This is a genomic window from Actinomadura sp. KC06, assembly GCF_004348735.1.
GTDB lineage: Bacteria > Actinomycetota > Actinomycetes > Streptosporangiales > Streptosporangiaceae > Spirillospora.
Genome location: NZ_SMKT01000057.1, coordinates 1 through 16,332, shown reverse-complemented (window position 1 = coordinate 16,332; position 16,332 = coordinate 1). Strand labels below are relative to the sequence as shown.

Sequence of the window (16,332 nt, the reverse complement as noted above, 5' to 3'; positions counted from 1 at the left end):
GTGAGCGACGAAGATCCGGTGCTGGTGCACGAGGCCGACGGTGTCGCGCAGGTCGTGCTCAACAGGCCGGAGGCGCGCAACGCGCTGAACCTCCCCATGTGCCACGGGCTGAGCGAGGCGTTCGCGCGCCTGGACGCCGACGACGGCGTCGGGGCCGTCCTGCTGCGGGCGGACGGGCCCGCGTTCTGCGCCGGGGCCGACCTCAAGGAGCGCGAGGGGCGCGACGAGGCCTGGGTCAGGCGCCGCCGCCTCGCCTCGTTCGCCGCGTACGAGGCGATCGAGCGGTGCTCGAAGCCCGTGGTCGCGCTGGTGCACGGCGCGGTCGTCGGCTCGGGCGGCGAGATCGCCATGTCGTGCGACTTCGTCGTCGCCGCCGACGACACCACGTTCCGTTTCCCCGAGCCGCACTGGGGCACGGTCGGTGCGACGCAGCGGCTGCAGCGCGTCATCGGCAAGCGCCGCGCGAAGGAACTGCTGTTCACGGCCAGGACGATGGCGGTCGACGAGGCCGCCGCCGTGGGCCTGGTGGCGCGGACGGTCCCGGCCGCCGAGCTGCTGGCCACGGGCAGGGAGATCGCCGCGACGATCGCGAGCGCGCCCCGGCTGGCGATGTCCCTGACCAAGCAGGCGATCGACCTCGGCTCGGAGACGGACCTGCCCAAGGGGATCCGGATCGAGATGGCGGCGATCGAACGCTGCCTCGCGGACGGCGGATGGCGCGGCGGCGTCGAGGACTTCGCCACCGCCATGCGCGAGAGCCGGAGCCGGGCGGCGGCGCAGGAGGGGAGCTGACCGATGGGACCGACGGGATCGCACGGCCTGCTGGACGGGGTGTGCCCGCTGACCGTCCACGAGGCGCTGCGCCGGGCCGCGGCCATCGCGCCGGACGTCGAGGCGGTCGTCGCCACGCACGGCCGTATCACCTATGCCTCCCTGGAGGCCGAGGTCGCCGCCGTCCGCGCCGCGCTGTCGGCGGCGGGCGTCCGGCGCGGCGACCATGTGGCCGTCTGCCTGGGCAACGGCCCGGAGTGGGTCACGCTGTTCCTCGCCATCGGGTCGCTGGGCGCGGTGACCGTTCCGATCAACACGCGGTGGCGGCCGCCGGAGATCGCGTACGCGCTGCGGCAGTCGCGGTCCTCGATGCTGTTCGTCGCCGACCGGTTCCTGAACGTCGACTTCATCGCCATGCTGCGGGAGATCTGCCCCGCCGTCGACGCCGGGCTGCCGGGCGACGAGCTGCCCGACCTGCGGTCGGTCGTCGTGCTCGGACGTACCGGCACCGCCGACGTCCCCGCCGCCGCCCGGTCCTGGCACGACTTCGTGGCGGGCGCCGCGGGCCCGGTCGAGCCGTGCGGGACGCCCGACGACGTGCTGCTGATCCAGTACACGTCCGGGACGACGTCCCATCCGAAGGGCGTGCTGCTGACCCAGCTCAACATGTGCGGCGACGCGTTCTTCTCCGGCGAGCGGCTCGGGCTGCGCGCCGGTGACCGCTTCCACAGCGCGCGGCCGTTCTTCCACGCGGCGGGCAGCACGCTGACGGTGCTGGCCTGCGTCCAGCACGCCGCCACGGTCGTGACGATGGACCGGTTCGAGGCGGGGGAGGCGCTCCGGCTGATCGAGGAGGAGCGCTGCACCCACTTCTCCGGCAACGACACGATCGCGCTGATGCTGCTGAACCACCCGGACCGGTCCAAGCGGCGGCTCAACCTGCGGGGCGCGTGGGCGGCGGCGTCGCCCGCGGTCGTCCGGCGGATCGTGGACGAGCTCGGCGCTTCCGAGTGCGTCGTCGGCTACGGGCTGTCGGAGGCGTCGCCGAACGTGGCGCAGTCGGCGTGGTGGGAGCCCGAGGACGTCCGCGCGAGCGGCCGGATGCTGCCCGAGCCCGGCGTCGAGGTCCGCGTCCAGGACCCCGAGACCGGGCGCGACCTCCCGGCCGGGGACGTCGGCGAGATCTTCGTCCGGGGCTGGAACGTGATGCGCGGCTACTACGCCATGCCCGCCGAGACCGCGGAGGCGCTGTCGCCGGACGGCTGGCTGCGCACCGGCGACCTCGGCAGGCTCGGCGACGACGGCCGCCTCGAGTTCGTCGGGCGGGCCAAGGAGCTGATCCGCGTCGGTGGCGAGAACGTCGCGCCGACCGAGGTCGAGGACGTCCTGCACGGCCATCCCAAGATCAAGCAGGCGGCGGTCGTCGGCGTCCCGGACGAGCGCCTGATCGAGGTGCCGTTCGCGTTCGTCGTCCTCGCGGAGGGCTGCACGGCCGAGCCGGAGGAGATCATCGCCTGGACGCGCGAGCGCCTCGCCCGCTTCAAGGTGCCGCGCCACGTCCGGGTGGTCGCGGGCTTCGAGGAGTTCGGGATGACGGCCAGCTCCAAGGTCCAGAAGCGGCACCTCGCCGAGCACGCCCGCCGCCTGCTCGACGCAGTGGAGACCAGATGAACGGCGCCGCGCGGATCGAGACGGCCGTGACGCGCCTGCTGGGCTGCGACCTGCCGATCGTCCAGGCGGGCATGTCGTGGGCGTCGTCGAACTCGGCGCTGCCGCTCGCGGTGTCGAACGCCGGAGGGCTCGGCGTGATCGGCGCGGGCCCGATGCGGCTGCCCGACCTCGACCGCGCGATCACCGAGGTCGCGTCCGGCACCGATCGTCCGTACGCGGTGAACCTGCCGCTATACCGCAAGGGCGCGGACGAGGTCATGGACCTGCTCGCGGCCAGGCGGGTCCCGATCCTGATCGCGTCCCAGGGCGGCCCGCAGCGCTACCTGCGGCGCTTCCAGGACCTCGGGACGATCTGCCTGCACGTCGTGGCCACCGAGGAGCACGCGGCCAAGGCGGTGGACGCCGGGGTCGACGGCCTCGTCGTCGTCGGCGCGGAGGCGGGCGGCCACCCGCCCGCCGGGCTCGTGTCCACGCTGGTCACGGTCAGGGCGGTGGCCCGGCGGTTCCCGGCGGCGCCGATCGTCGCGTCGGGCGGGTTCGCCGACGGGGCGGGGCTGGCCGCGGCGCTGTCCCTCGGCGCGGGCGCCGCGCAGTTCGGCACGAGGTTCATCGCCAGCGCCGAGTCGAACGTCCACCCCGCCTACAAGGAGGCCGTCCTCGCCGCCGGGACCGGCGACACCCGCACCGTGGGCCGCGGCCTCGGCATGATCCGGGTCCTGGCCAACGACTTCGCCGACCGCATGGCAGAGCTGGAGCACGCCGGCACGGACCTGGAACGGCGCCGGGCCGAGTTCACCGCGGCCAGCCTGAGGGACGCGGCCGTCGGCGGCGACGTCGTCGGCGGCAAGGTCGAGATGGGCCAGTCGGCCGGCCTGGTCGACGCGGTCCTCCCGGCCGCGCGGATCGTCCGGCTGCTCGTCGAGGAGTACGCCGCCGTGCTCGGCCGGCTGCCGGAGGTGTGGCCCGCCGGCGACCGTCCCGCCCGTCCCGCCGCGACACCGCTTCCCGCCTGGTAGCCCGCAGACCGCCCGCCAGCCTCCCGCCACCCAAGTACTCGGGGGACAGTCAGCCGACATCAAGATCTGGGAGGTCTTGAGTGACGATCAACGACGACAGAGCCGAGCGGGTAACGTCCGCTCCGAGAATCGGGCGCAGAGGACTCCTGGGAGGTGCCACGGTGCTGGCCGCCAGTGGCGCGGTGTTCGCGGCCGGCGGGACGGCCGCCGCCGCGGGCGGATCGAACCAGCCTCCACTCAAGATCATCCCCATTCCCGAGCAGGTCCCGGCCCGCGAGGGCTACGCGCCGGTGCCCGGCGGACACCTCTGGTACTGGGACACCGGAGGCCGCGGCACCCCGATCGTGTTCATGCACCCCGGCAGCGGCAGCGGCGAGATCTGGCCGTACCAGCAGCCCTACTTCGCCAAGGCCGGATACCGCGTCATCGGCTTCTCGATGCGCGGCAAGTACAAGTCGAGCGCGCCGGACCCCGACGACCCGGGAACCGGCGCGGGCGACCTGCACACGCTGCTCCAGTTCCTCGGCATCGACCGGTTCCACCTCGTCGGCGTGGCCTACGGCGGGGGAGTGGCGCTCGACTACGCGCTGCTGCATGAGGAGCGGCTCCTCAGCCTCTCCATCAGCGGCAGCCTGACCAGCGTGACCAACCCGGAGTACGTCGCCATGCTGCGGCGGCTCCGGCCCACGGGCTTCAACGACATGCCGTCTTCCTTCATCGAGTTGGGGCCGTCCTACCGGGCGCTCGACCCGGAGGGGATGCACGCCTGGGAGGAGATCCACGACCGGGCCTCGACCAGCGACGTCGGGCAGCCGTACGCCACCAGCCCCACCTGGGCCGACGTGGAGCGGCTGAGGGTGCCGACCCTGCTGCTGTGGGGGGACGGCGACCTCTACAGCCCGCCGTCCGTGCAGCGGGTCATGGCGAGCCATTTCCGCAACGTGGAGACGGTCGTCGCCGACGAGTGCGGGCACGCGCCGCACTGGGAACGGTCGGACATCTACAACCCCGTCCTGCGCAAGTTCCTGCGCAAGCATTCGCGGTGACGGCGCGCTGATTCCGGGGAGCCCGATCCCGTTGCGGGCTCCCCGGTCCGCTCAGTGCAGTTGAGGGATGACCTCGGCGGCGATGCGTTCCATCTGCTCCGCGTCGTCCCAGAGCGGGGTGAACAGGACCATTTCGGCGCCCGCGTCCATCACCTCGCGGACGCCTTGCACGCATTCGTCGGCAGGGCCGAAGACCGCGACGGAGAGCAGGTCGTCCCGCGCGTAGAACCGCTCCAGGGTGGCGGCCGCCCTCTTCCGGGCGCGGGCCGTGTCGTCGTCCACCCCGATGTAGACGCGCTTGGCGATCGGGAAGCCCGCGGCGTCGCGGCCCTGCTCCGCCAGCGCCTCCCGGACGGTCCGCACCTGGTCGGTGAACTGCTCGGTCGTCGCGGACCCGGCGCCGAAGAAGCCGTCGCCGTGCCGGACGGCGCGCCGCAGCGCGTTCGGATGCCGGGCGCCGAACCAGACCGGGGGATGGGGCTTCTGGAACGGCTTGGGCTCCATGGCCGCGCCGTCGAGCCGCCAGAAGCGCCCGTCGAAGGTGATGCGCGGACGCGTCCAGCACGCCTTCATCAGCTCCACCCCCTCGGTGAAGCGCGCGACGCGGCTGTCCGCGTCGACGGCGAACGCCGACAGCACCCGGCCGCCCCCGCCGACCCCGACGCCGACGTCCACGCGGCCCCGGCTGAGCTGGTCCAGCGTGCTGAGGCTCTTGGCCAGATGGACGGGGCTGTGCAGCGTGCTCACGAACACCGCGCAGCCGAGCCGGATCCGCTCGGTGCACGCCGCCGCGTAGGCCATCGTTTCGAGCGGGCTCGACCGGGACGCCGTCCCGAGGACCTGCTCCTGCGTCCAGGCGCCATCGAAGCCGAGCGCCTCGGCCCTTTGCAGAAAGGCGCGGAAACCGGCCGGGTCGAACTCGCCGTCGGGGAGGTCCTGCGGAATCGAGATCGCGAAGCGCATCTCTCCTATCCTAACGATCTTCCATGCCCGTGACCAGGCCGGATGGCAGCCACAGCCAGGCTTTCGCGCGGCGGATCTCCTTGCAGCTCACCCGGAGCGGCCGGTAGGCCGACAGCGCGGCCCGCCCGCCGCCGCGCAGCACCGCCTCCGTGTACAACGTGTCGGACGTGATCACGCCGAGGTCCGCGCCCGCGGCCCGGAGCGCCTCCTTGAACGAGCGCGCCTCGAGGAGCCGGAACAGGTGCATGGTGGCGGGGCTGAAGACCCCGTAGTCGTCGCGCTCCACATAGCCGTGGTGGACGGCCATGCGCAGCCGCAGCCGGGCGGCGTCGTCCGCGAACCGGTTGTGGCCGCGCAGGATGACCGCCAGGCGGTGCGCCAGCCGGTCGAGGCAGTGGACGGGATCGACCCCGGCGGGCGCGACGATCAGCGCCCCGTCGCCGCGGTCCTCGCAGCGGCAGCATCGCCACGGCAGTCCCGCCGCGGCGAACGCCTCGCCGAGTCGCCCGTACATCTCGCGGCGGACGCGCCGCTGGGTCGCGGTGTCCCGGCAGCGCCGTCCGAAGCCGACGATGTCGACGGCGATCACCGTCGTGTGCGCGCGGGACGCGGGAAAGGGATCGGGACGCTCGTCCTCCAATTGATCGTCGGCCCAGAATTCGATCAGTTCGGCGGGTGTCAGCTCGCTGATCGGCACATTGCGCAGGACGCGTCCGGTACGGGCGGCCCAGGTGGTGAACAGCGACATCGCCAGCACCGCGGTGTCGGCGGTCGACCAGCACGGTTCCGCCGGTCGTCCGTGGTCGTCCGGGGGGCGCATCGGCAGCGGCGGGGGCGGAGCGGCGTCCCGCAACATGGGCATTCTCTCCTTCGCTCGAAGTGCGGGCACCACTCTGGCCGCGGGGCGCGGCGTCGCGCGCGGGGGTGGGATGAGTTGGGACGGCGCTCGAAATTCTGATGTTTATCACTATTGCCCACTTTGTCCTTATTCATGGCGAGGTGGTGGGACCGGAATTCCGCTCCTGTCCGCCGGTTTCCAATGTGTACGGTTATCTCAAGACGGCGGACGAAGACGGCGGGAATGGATCATGGAATCGTCCAGTGCTGACCCGGCGGTCGTTCTCGCGCGTTTCCTCGCGTGCCTCAACGACATCTGGATCAAGGCCGGGCCGCCGAGCTACGCGGAGGTGGAGGCGCTGTCGCGCAAGTTCGCCACTCCGGTGCAGGGACGCACGCTGCGGGTGGAGGAGCTCAAGCGGTCCACGGTCCAGCGCATCCTGTCGCGGCAGGGGAAGACGCTGCCGAAATGGCCGTGGGTGGCGTCCCTGGTGACCGTGCTGAGGGTGATCGCGTCCCAGAACGGGGTCGCCCCGGACGACCTCGGCACCCTGGACGAGTGGAAGGCCAGGTACGAGGAGGCGTGGCGCCGGTTCCACGGGCGTCCGCGGGAGACGCCGTCCCCGACCGGCGAACGCCCTGATACTGCGGCGGTGCGCGAGGCGGCCGTGCCGCGGCGGGTCCCGGTGCCGGGCGTCCGGCCGGAGTTGCGCCGCCTGGCCGGAATCCGTCTGTCGGGTTCGTCGCAGGGACGTGACCAGGCGATGGAGGAGCACGCCGGGCTGCACGCGCTGGCGGGGCGCTTCAAGACGGCGGGCTGGTGGCGGCGGTACTGGGACGTGGTCCCCGAGTGGGCGGAGCTCTACCTGGACCTGGAGCGGGCGGCGCGGTTGATCCACGCGTACGAGATCCAATTCGTTCCCGGCCTGCTGCAAACACCGGAATATGCCGAGGCGGTCATCCGCCTGGAACACGGCACGGCTCCCGAGACGCAGATCAACCGCCGTGTCGAATTGCGAATGCTGCGGCAGAAGAGGCTGTGGGGCCCGAACCCGCCGCGTTTGTGGGCCATCCTGGACGAGGCGATGCTGCGCCGCGAATACGGCGGTCCCGCCACGATGCAAGCTCAGCTGGAGTACCTGCTGAAGGTCTCCTACCTGCCGAATGTCGGAATACAGGTGATGCCGCTGGGCAAAGGCGGGTACGCCGCCGCCGGCGGGCCGATCACCGCCCTGCGCTTCGCCGAGGAACTGCTGCCCGACGTGATCTATCTCGAACGGCTCGGCGGCGCCGATTACCCCACCGGGGCCGCGGACATGCTGCATTTCGGCCAGGTACTCGACCGGCTCAGCATCGAGGCCGCAACTCCCGTCGAGAGCCGCGACATGCTGCGCCGTCTTTGCTCCGGCAAGTGACGTATCGGAAAGTGGCCGTCCGGCGGGTTGCCACCCCGTCGCCCGCTTGATTTCCTTGCGCGGAACGGATTCCCGTGAAGCCCCGCTTCCCCCCGGTGAAGGGCGGCGGGCACGCACCGATGGAGGCTGCGATGAGTTCCGGCGACGACGCGTTCTCCTGGCGCGAGGCCGAAAAGGATCTGCTGGCGGGGATCGACGCGTCCGTGCCGCACTCCGCCCGCATCTGGAACTACTGGATGGGCGGAAAGGACAACTATCCCATCGACCAGGAAGCCGGTGAGCAGTTCGCCGCGATCTACCCGGCCATCAAGGACATGGCCCGCGTCTCCCGGTACTTCATCTCCCGGGTCGTCCGCCATCTGGCCGAGGACGAGGGGATCCGGCAGTTCCTCGACATCGGCACCGGGCTGCCCAGCCACGACAACACCCACGAGGTCGCGCAGCGGGTCGCCCCCGAATCCCGCATCGTCTACGTCGACAACGACCCGCTGGTCCTCGCCCATGCGCGGGTCCTGCTGACGAGCAAGCGGGTCGAGGGCACCGACTACATCGACGCCGATCTGAACGAACCGGAAGCCATCCTCGACGTCGCCCGGACGAAACTCGACTTCGACCGTCCGATCGCCCTGATGCTGATGGGCGTGCTGGGGCACGTCCCGATCACCGAGGACGATGAGCGCGCCCGTTCGATCATCGGCAGGCTCACGGCCGCTCTCCCTCCGGAAAGCTTCCTGGCGGTGTACGACGGCACCGATACCGACCTCGCCTACGTGGAGGCCATCCGCCTTTACAACGAGGGCGGGTCCGTCCCCTACCATCTGCGCAGCCCCGAGCAGATCAGCCGTTTCCTCGACGGCCTGGAACCGGTCGATCCGGGTGTCGTGCAGATTCACCAATGGCGTCCTGAGCACAATCCGCTCGCCCCTTCGGCGGTCGTGGACGCCTGGGGCGGAGTGGCCAAGAAGACCGCATGACCGAATCGGGCGCCGGCGGGAACGCCGGCGCCCGATTCAGGATTGACGGTCAGCGGTTGTAAGGGGTCAGCCGGTCCCAGAAGTCGCAGTGGTGCTGGCGTCCGATTTCGCGGGTCAGCTCACTGTCGCCTGCCGGGGCCAGGGACATCACGTCCGGGTTGTGGCGGGTGAATCGCGGCCACCACGGCGCGCCCTTCACGGTCGGGCTGCCGGTGCGGGCGAAACCCGTCCACTGGGCGGTGATCTGCGCGCCGAACGCCTGCTGGTTCGGGGTCAGCTGCGCGCCCGGACGGGGCGACAGGAATTGGTTCAGCAGGACGTGGAAGGCGCCGTTCGGCTTGGTCTGGTCGAGGAAGCTCGCGGGCGGGGCATCGGCGTTGTCGGATTGGTAGGCGTACACATTGATATGGCGTGACATCCGCCGGTGGTTGAGCAGGGACGGGCAGACCGAGTTGGAGTCGGCGACGATCGTCCGGTAGGCGATGAACGCCGACGGGTCGGGGAAGCGGTCGAGCGGGTACCGGGCGAACACCTGGGGGGCGTACCGCCCGTACTGCTCCCGCACCATCCGCTGGTAGTCGGCGGGCGTGTTGGCGGAGGCCAGCTGGGTCTCGTCGCGGTCAACGCCGTGCATGAGCGTGACGTCGTTGATGCGGCCGGTGGCGAGCGCCTTCCCCATCGACATGGTGAGGGTCTTGCCGTCGACGACCGGCGCGATCGTGCCCTGGTCGGGGCCCATCCCGTTGCCGGACTTGTCGAGCAGCGTCTTCACCGGCACCTGGCGCAGGCAGGCGGCGGTGTCGGCGGCGTCGCCGCAGCCGACGGCGGCCGCGAACCGCTCATTGATCCGGTGCGCCTCGTCCGCGGTGGGCAGTTCGGACTTGCAGTCCTGCGGCTGCCATGACGTGTTGGTCGTCCCGAGCAGCGAGTTGTATTCGCCGCTTTGCGCGATTCCCTTGTGGAACAGTCCCTTCGCGGTGGGCGAAACGGCGTTGGCGCAGACGCTCGACCCTCCGGCGGACGCCCCGAAAATGGTCACGTTGCCCGGGTCTCCGCCGAATCTGGCGATGTTCTTCTGCACCCAGCGCAGCGCCGCCTGCTGGTCCTGGAACGCGTAGTTGCCGGAGTTGCGGCCCAGGTCCTTGTGCGCCATGAATCCGAAGATGCCGAGCCGGTAGTGCAGCTCCACCGAGATGACGTTGCCGGACCGGACGAGATGGCTTCCGTCGGCGGGAGTGCCGAACCGGAATCCGCCGCCGTGGATCTGGACCATCACCGGCAGCCGTTTGGAACCGGCGTTCTCCGGCGCCCGGACGTTCAGGTTCAGGCAGTCCTCATTGACCGACCCCGCGCCGAGACCGTCCGCCTGCGGGCAGTTGTTGCCCCGCTCGGTGGCCGGGAACGTCGAGGTCCAGGCGGGTGCGGGCGCGGGCGGCGCCCAGCGCAGATCGCCGACCGGCGCGGCGGCGTACCGGATTCCGAGCCAGGACGCGACACCGTTCGAGACCGTCCCGCACACGGGTCCCTTGTCCGTGTGGACGGTCGTTCCCGGCGCGCATTCGGCCGCTTCGGCCGTTTTGGACTGTGTCGCGGACGCGGGGGAGGTGCGGGCCGCGGACGGCGGGGCGGCGAACATCATCATCGCCGCCGCCGCGGCCGCGATGATCGCGGGCCATCGGAGTTTCTTCGGCTCCATGCCGACCTTCTCTTTCTCGCGCGGGGGAATGGGCGGCGCCGCCGATCGAATGGAGGGCGCCGGGGGTCGCGGGAAGTCGGCCACGCCACCGGGAACGGCAATGCTCCGGACGCTCTCTGTCCGGGTACGTGGCGTGACGAGCGGGGTACGGATCTGTCTCAGGGGCCGACGAGGGCAGTAGCGCCTTTACTTCTGCCGGATAGTGTGCGCGCGCATGATGATCGCGGGTGAATCGAAGATTAAATTGGCGTTCTGAAGCCGGATAGAGTCCGGTGGCGCCGCGTTCGGCCAGCGGCCACCTGGGCGCGGCGACCGGCGCGGGGGATCGATGAGCGGTCGGATCCCTGCGACGGGCGGTCGTTCGGGCCCGAATTTCCGCGGCCGGTCGCCGTTCGCCCGATGGATCGGGACAATCCACGCAAATCGCACGGCTCATCGTGCGTTCCCGACCGCTCGCCGCAGCCGGCCCCGATGCTCGACGCGCCTGGCCGGCGGTTCGGCGCAGCCGCCTCCCACCCCTCCTGACCAGCGCTCGTGATCATGTGATGCTCCGCCCGACGACGTCGAGTGATCGACCGGAAGGGATGCGGGGATGAGATCAAGACGGCGTATCACCAGACCGGCCGGAGCGGGCCGGGGCCGGAAGCTGTCCCTCGGGGCGGCGGTCGTGGTGCTGGCCGGCGCGGCGGCCGCCCCCGGCGCCAGCGCCGCCGGCGGCACGGGAGCGGCGGGCGAGAAGTGCGAGTTCACCGTCCAGAAGGACGTCCCCACCACCATGCGGGACGGCACCGTCCTGCGCTCCAACGTGTTCACCCCGAAGGGGAAGGAGGACTACCCGGTCATCCTGATCCGGCTGCCTTACAACAAGGAGCGCGCGGAGAACATCTTCTACGCCGACCCCGACTTCTATGCGGCCGCGTGCTACATGGTCGTCGCGCAGGACGTCCGCGGGCAGTACAAGTCGGACGGCACCTTCTACCCCTACCGCGACGAGGCCACGGACGGCTACGACACCATCGAGTGGGCGGCGCGGCTGCCGCGCTCGAACGGCAAGGTCGGCATGTACGGCTTCTCCTATCCGGGGCTGACGCAGTGGCTCCCCGCCACCCTCCGGCCGCCGCACCTGGTCACCATCGTCCCGGCGTTCACCTCGTCCGACGCCTACGACGGGTGGACGTACGAGGGCGGCGCGATGTACCAGTCGTTCACCCAGGACTGGCCGCTGTTCTCGCTGGCCAACAGCGCCGTCGACCGCCTGCCCGACGGCGCGAAGCTGAGCGCGGAGATGAGCCAGGCGTCCCGGGACCTGTTCAGGAAGTGGTACTGGTCGCTGCCGCTGAACAAGTGGCCGCCGCTCTACCCCAAGGACGAACGCGTCGCGCCCTACTACTACGACTGGGTCAAGCACCCCAGCAACGACGCCTACTGGAAGCGCTGGAGCATCCGCGACCGGTACCCGCAGATCACCGTCCCGGCGCTGAACTACGGGGGTTGGTACGACATCTTCCTCGACGGGACGGTCGAGAACTTCGCCGGGATGCGCGCCAAGGGCGGGTCCAAGACGGCCCGCGAGGGCGCGAAGATGCTCATCGGCCCGTGGGGCCACGGCAGCTCGGGCCGCAGGTCGGGCGTGATGGACTTCGGGCCGGAGGCCGTCGTCTCGATCGAGGAGGTCCAGCTCCGCTGGTTCGACTACTGGCTCAAGGGCAAGCGCAACGGCCTGGACAAGGACCCCGCCGTCAAGATCTTCGTGATGGGCGCCAACAAGTGGCGGACGGCGGATTCCTGGCCGATCCCCGGCACCGACTACACCACGTACTACCTGCACAGCAACGGTGACGCGAACACGCTGACCGGCGGCGGCACGCTCAGCACCGGCCGTCCGGCGAAGGAGGCGGCCGACCGCTACCGGTACGACCCGGAGAACCCGGTGCCGAGCTTCGGCGGACGGTTCCAGAGCTCGGTGCCCGGCGGCGTCCAGGACCAGCGGCTCATCGAGCAGCGGCGGGACGTCCTCGTCTACAGCACGCCGCCGCTGGAGAAGGACACCGAGGTCACCGGCCCGATCTCGGTGACGCTGTACGCGTCGTCCTCCGCCCGCGACACCGACTGGACGGCGAAGCTCACCGACGTCCACCCGGACGGCAGCTCGATGATGATCCGGGACGGGATCCAGCGGGCCCGGTACCGGGAGTCGCTGGAGCGCCCGTCGCTGATCCGTCCCGGGAAGGTGTACAAGTACACGATCAAGCTGTGGCCCACCAGCAACGTGTTCAAGGCGGGCCACCGCATCCGGCTGGAGATCTCCAGCAGCAACTTCCCGATGTTCGACCGCAACCCGAACACGGGGAAGACGTTCGGCACCGACACCAGGACGAAGGTCGCCGATCAGACGGTCTTCCACGACGCCGAGCGCCCGTCCTCGATCACCCTGCCGATCATGCCGCGGCCGATCGGCTGACCCCTCCCGGACGGTGCCCCGGCCCGCCGCTCGCCGGCGGGCACGGGGCACCGTTCAGGTTGGAACTATTCCGCTCGACAGTACTTAGGGCCCGAACGACCGCGCCGTCCACCGCCGTCCGGTAGCGGCCACGCACTGCGCCGCCGGCCCGCATGAGCCGGGCCGCGGCGGGCGGCGCAACACGGCTCCCGAAACCCATACCAGGACGTCATCGCACGGCTCCGGCCCGCACTCCGTGACCCGGTCCGCGGCCGCGGTGCCGAATCCTCGCCGCGAGGCGGTTTGCCGCGCACGGATCGGGAAGACCTGCATCACATCATTGACGGATGCTTCCGGAAGAAATACTTTCGTCAGAAAGTAAGCATATGGGCAGCCGGGAGGCCCGTCATGGTGACCTATCAATACCGCTGCGCGCGCTGCGGCCCCTTCGACCTCGCGCTGCCGATGGGCCGGGCACGCCCCGAGCAGCGCTGCGCCCAGTGCGACGGCACCGCCCGCCGCGTCTACACCGCACCGTCGCTCACCCGTCCCGGCGCCCCGCTCACGCGGGCGCTGGACGCCCAGGAGGCCAGCCGGCACGAGCCCCAGGTGGTGACGACGGCGCCTCCGCCGGAGCGCCGCCCCGCCCCGCCGTCCGATCCGCGCCACGCGCTGCTACCACGGCCCTAGGGGGTTCTCATGGCAAGCGTAGGCCTGCTCTACGTCGGCGCGGTGCTCTTCGTCAACGCGGTGATGATCCTCGGCCGCGTCGACCCGCGATCCGCCGGGGTCCTGAACCTGTTCGTCGGCGCGATGCAGGTCGTGTTCCCGACGATCCTGCTGGTCCAGGCGGGCACCGACACGGCCGCGATCAGCTTCGCGGCCGGCATCTACCTGTTCGGCTTCACCTACCTCTACGTCGGCATCGGCAACCTCGCCGGCCTCGACTCCACGGGCGTCGGCTGGTTCTCGCTGTTCGTGTCGTTCTCGGCGATCGTCTTCTCGGCCGTGAACTTCTTCGACGTCAAGGACTACCCGTTCGGGGTCATCTGGCTCTCGTGGTCCTTCCTGTGGTTCCTGTTCTTCCTCCTCCTGGGGCTCAAGCGGGCGGAACTGAACGACTACACGGGATGGGTGACCCTCGCCAACGCGCTGGGCACGACGACGCTCCCGGCGTTCCTGCTGCTGACCGACAACTACTCCAGCGCGGGCAAGTACGCCGTGATCTGGGCGGTCTGCACCGTCGTCATCGTCGTCGGGCTGTGGCCGCTGACCCGGCGGGGGCACACCGCCGGAGGCGCGCCCGCCGAACCCGCCACCGGACCCTGACCGCACTTCAACAGATCACCCGCACTTTCAACAGATCACGCAACAACTCTGGGAGGGCACTCATGCCAGAAGTCGTGTTCAGCGTCGACCAGGCCCGGTCGATGCGCGACCAGAACGTCCCCGGCCACAACCGGTGGCACCCGGACATCCCCGCGGCGGCGACCGTCCGTCCAGGGGCGGAGTTCCGGGTGGAATGCCGGGAGTGGACCGACGGCCAGATCGGCAACAACGACTCCGCGAACGACGTCCGTGACGTCGACCTGCAGCCCTGCCACATGCTGAGCGGGCCCATCGCCGTCGAGGGCGCCGAGCCCGGGGACCTCCTCGTGGTCGACATCCTCGACCTCGGGCCCGTCCCGCAGGAGACCGGGCCGAAGCCCGGGCAGGGCTGGGGCTACACGGGCATCTTCGCCAAGCAGAACGGCGGCGGTTTCCTCACCGACTACTACCCCGACGCCTACAAGGCCATCTGGGACTTCCACGGCCAGCAGGCCACGTCCCGGCACATCCCCGGGGTCAGCTTCACCGGGATCACGCACCCCGGGCTGTTCGGCACGGCGCCGTCCCCGGAACTGCTGGCCCGGTGGAACGCCCGCGAGCAGGCGCTCATCGACACCGACCCGAACCGGGTGCCGCCGCTCGCGCTGCCGCCGCTCGAGCCGGGGACGCTCGCCGGTCCGCTCACCGGGGACGCGCTGGCCAAGGTCGCCGCCGAGGGCGCCCGCACCGTCCCGCCGCGCGAGAACGGCGGCAACCACGACATCAAGAACTTCACCCGCGGCGCACGCGTGTTCTACCCGGTGCACGTGGCCGGCGGCATGCTGTCCGGCGGCGACCTGCACTTCAGCCAGGGCGACGGTGAGATCACCTTCTGCGGCGCCATCGAGATGGGCGGCTTCATCGACTTCCACGTCGACCTCATCAAGGGCGGCATGGAGAAGTACGGCGTGACCACCAACCCGATCTTCATGCCCGGCAACGTGGAGCCGCGCTACACGGAGTTCGTCTCGTTCATCGGCATCTCCGTCGACCACGACACCAACACCAACTACTACAACGACGCCACCATCGCGTACCGCAACGCCTGCCTGAACGCCATCGAGTACCTCAAGACGTTCGGCTACAGCGGCGAGCAGGCCTACCTCCTGCTCGGCGCCGCGCCGATCGAGGGACGGGTCAGCGGCGTCGTCGACATCCCGAACGCCTGCTGCTCGCTCTACCTGCCCACGGCCATCTTCGACTTCGACATCCGCCCGACGGCCGACGGCCCGCGCCGCGCAGACCGCGGCCAGTGCGCGGTCTCGTCCTGACACGACCGCAGGGCGGCCCGCGGCGTCCGCCGCCCTGACCGCCGTGGCGGCCCGGCCGCTCGCCCCGCAGGCGACCGGGCCGCCACGCGGCGCTCCGGGGCTATAGTCCACGGCTGGACGAGCCCCCGAGCGAAAGGCAGGACCCGCCCATGCCGGACGAACCCGACCTGCAGACCGACCGTCCGCACTCGGCACGGGTCTACAACTACATCGTCGGCGGCACGGAGAACTTCGCCGCCGACCGCGAGACCGCCGCGAAAGCGCTGGAGGGCTGGCCGGGCCTGCGCACCTCGATGCTCGCCAACCGCGCCTGCATGCGGCGGATGGCCCGCCATTTCACGAGCCTCGGCATCCGGCAGTTCCTCGACATCGGCGCCGGCATCCCGGCCTCGCCGAACCTGCACGAGGTCGTCCAGGAGACGGCGCCCGACGCGCGGATCGTCTACGTCGACAACGACCCGATCGTCCTCGCGCATGCCCGAGCGCTGCTGACCAGCACACCCGAGGGCCGCACCGCCTACATCCAGGCCGACATGCGCTCCCCGGACGAACTCTTCGGCGACCCCGCCCTCCACGAGACCCTAGACCTCGCCCGCCCGGTCGCCCTCACGGTGATCGCGATGCTCCAGTTCGTCGAGGACGCCCAAAGCCTGGTGGACGCGCTCGTCGCCCCACTCGCCTCCGGCAGCTACGTCGCCCTCACCGTCCCCACCGGCGACCTCGCCCCCGAGTCCCGCGACCTGGCCCGCGAGTACACGCGCAGCGGCATCCCCATGTACCTCCGCGACCGCACGGAGGTCGAACGCCTCCTCACCGGCCTGGACCTCCTCGCCCCGGGCGTCGTCCCAATGCCCCGCTGGCACC

Annotated in this window: 14 protein-coding genes; 11 read left to right on the top strand and 3 right to left on the bottom strand. The window is 70.8% G+C overall.

Translation table 11 applies throughout. The features are described from left to right. The 4 genes from E1287_RS19595 (at position 1) to E1287_RS19580 (ending at position 4,504) form a co-directional block, all read left to right on the top strand. Positions 1-792 carry an enoyl-CoA hydratase/isomerase family protein gene (locus E1287_RS19595; RefSeq protein ID WP_131966438.1) on the top strand — a complete coding sequence of 264 codons (792 nt, stop codon included), beginning with the start codon at positions 1-3 and terminating at the stop codon, positions 790-792. 3 nt (positions 793-795) lie between these two features. After that, positions 796-2,442, top strand: a complete 1,647-nt coding sequence (locus E1287_RS19590; protein ID WP_131966437.1) for an AMP-binding protein — start codon at positions 796-798, stop codon at positions 2,440-2,442. Continuing rightward, a complete protein-coding gene (locus E1287_RS19585; RefSeq protein ID WP_131966435.1) occupies positions 2,439-3,458 on the top strand; it encodes a nitronate monooxygenase in 1,020 nt (339 codons plus the stop codon). Before E1287_RS19590 ends, E1287_RS19585 begins: the two co-directional genes overlap by 4 nt. Positions 3,459-3,619: 161 nt before the next feature. After that, the gene (locus E1287_RS19580) at positions 3,620-4,504 is read left to right on the top strand and encodes an alpha/beta hydrolase (protein ID WP_207934320.1); all 885 of its coding nucleotides are present in this window, start codon (positions 3,620-3,622) and stop codon (positions 4,502-4,504) included. Positions 4,505-4,555: 51 nt separating this feature from the next. Here the strand turns inward: E1287_RS19580 and E1287_RS19575 are convergent, their stop codons facing one another. Further along, a complete protein-coding gene (locus tag E1287_RS19575) occupies positions 4,556-5,467 on the bottom strand; it encodes an LLM class flavin-dependent oxidoreductase (protein ID WP_131966433.1) in 912 nt (303 codons plus the stop codon). A 10-nt stretch (positions 5,468-5,477) separates the two neighbouring features. Further along, positions 5,478-6,329: a hypothetical protein gene (locus E1287_RS19570; protein ID WP_131966432.1), complete on the bottom strand. Its 852-nt coding sequence runs from the start codon at positions 6,327-6,329 to the stop codon at positions 5,478-5,480. A gap of 226 nt (positions 6,330-6,555) precedes the next feature. On the opposite strand from E1287_RS19570, the gene E1287_RS19565 reads away from it, so the two are divergent. After that, a complete protein-coding gene (locus E1287_RS19565) occupies positions 6,556-7,719 on the top strand; it encodes a DUF5753 domain-containing protein (protein ID WP_131966430.1) in 1,164 nt (387 codons plus the stop codon). A gap of 131 nt (positions 7,720-7,850) precedes the next feature. Next, the gene (locus E1287_RS19560) at positions 7,851-8,693 is read left to right on the top strand and encodes an SAM-dependent methyltransferase (protein WP_131966428.1); all 843 of its coding nucleotides are present in this window, start codon (positions 7,851-7,853) and stop codon (positions 8,691-8,693) included. A 49-nt stretch (positions 8,694-8,742) separates the two neighbouring features. On the opposite strand, the gene E1287_RS19555 is transcribed toward E1287_RS19560, so the two are convergent. Beyond that, positions 8,743-10,389: a carboxylesterase family protein gene (locus E1287_RS19555; RefSeq protein ID WP_243719219.1), complete on the bottom strand. Its 1,647-nt coding sequence runs from the start codon at positions 10,387-10,389 to the stop codon at positions 8,743-8,745. 592 nt (positions 10,390-10,981) lie between these two features. Here E1287_RS19555 and E1287_RS19550 point away from each other — a divergent pair. The 5 genes from E1287_RS19550 to E1287_RS19530 form a co-directional block, all read left to right on the top strand. Continuing rightward, the gene (locus E1287_RS19550) at positions 10,982-12,850 is read left to right on the top strand and encodes a CocE/NonD family hydrolase (RefSeq protein WP_131966426.1); all 1,869 of its coding nucleotides are present in this window, start codon (positions 10,982-10,984) and stop codon (positions 12,848-12,850) included. 387 nt (positions 12,851-13,237) lie between these two features. Then, the gene (locus E1287_RS19545) at positions 13,238-13,519 is read left to right on the top strand and encodes an FmdB family zinc ribbon protein (RefSeq protein ID WP_131966424.1); all 282 of its coding nucleotides are present in this window, start codon (positions 13,238-13,240) and stop codon (positions 13,517-13,519) included. Between the two features lie 9 nt (positions 13,520-13,528). Then, positions 13,529-14,158 (top strand): AmiS/UreI family transporter, encoded by a 630-nt coding sequence (locus E1287_RS19540; protein ID WP_131966423.1) that lies wholly within the window; start codon positions 13,529-13,531, stop codon positions 14,156-14,158. Between the two features lie 62 nt (positions 14,159-14,220). Continuing rightward, positions 14,221-15,468 carry a formamidase gene (gene fmdA, locus E1287_RS19535; protein ID WP_131966421.1) on the top strand — a complete coding sequence of 416 codons (1,248 nt, stop codon included), beginning with the start codon at positions 14,221-14,223 and terminating at the stop codon, positions 15,466-15,468. 149 nt (positions 15,469-15,617) lie between these two features. Continuing rightward, on the top strand, positions 15,618-16,332 hold a 715-nt coding region (locus E1287_RS19530), incomplete at its 3' end, for an SAM-dependent methyltransferase (protein WP_131966420.1).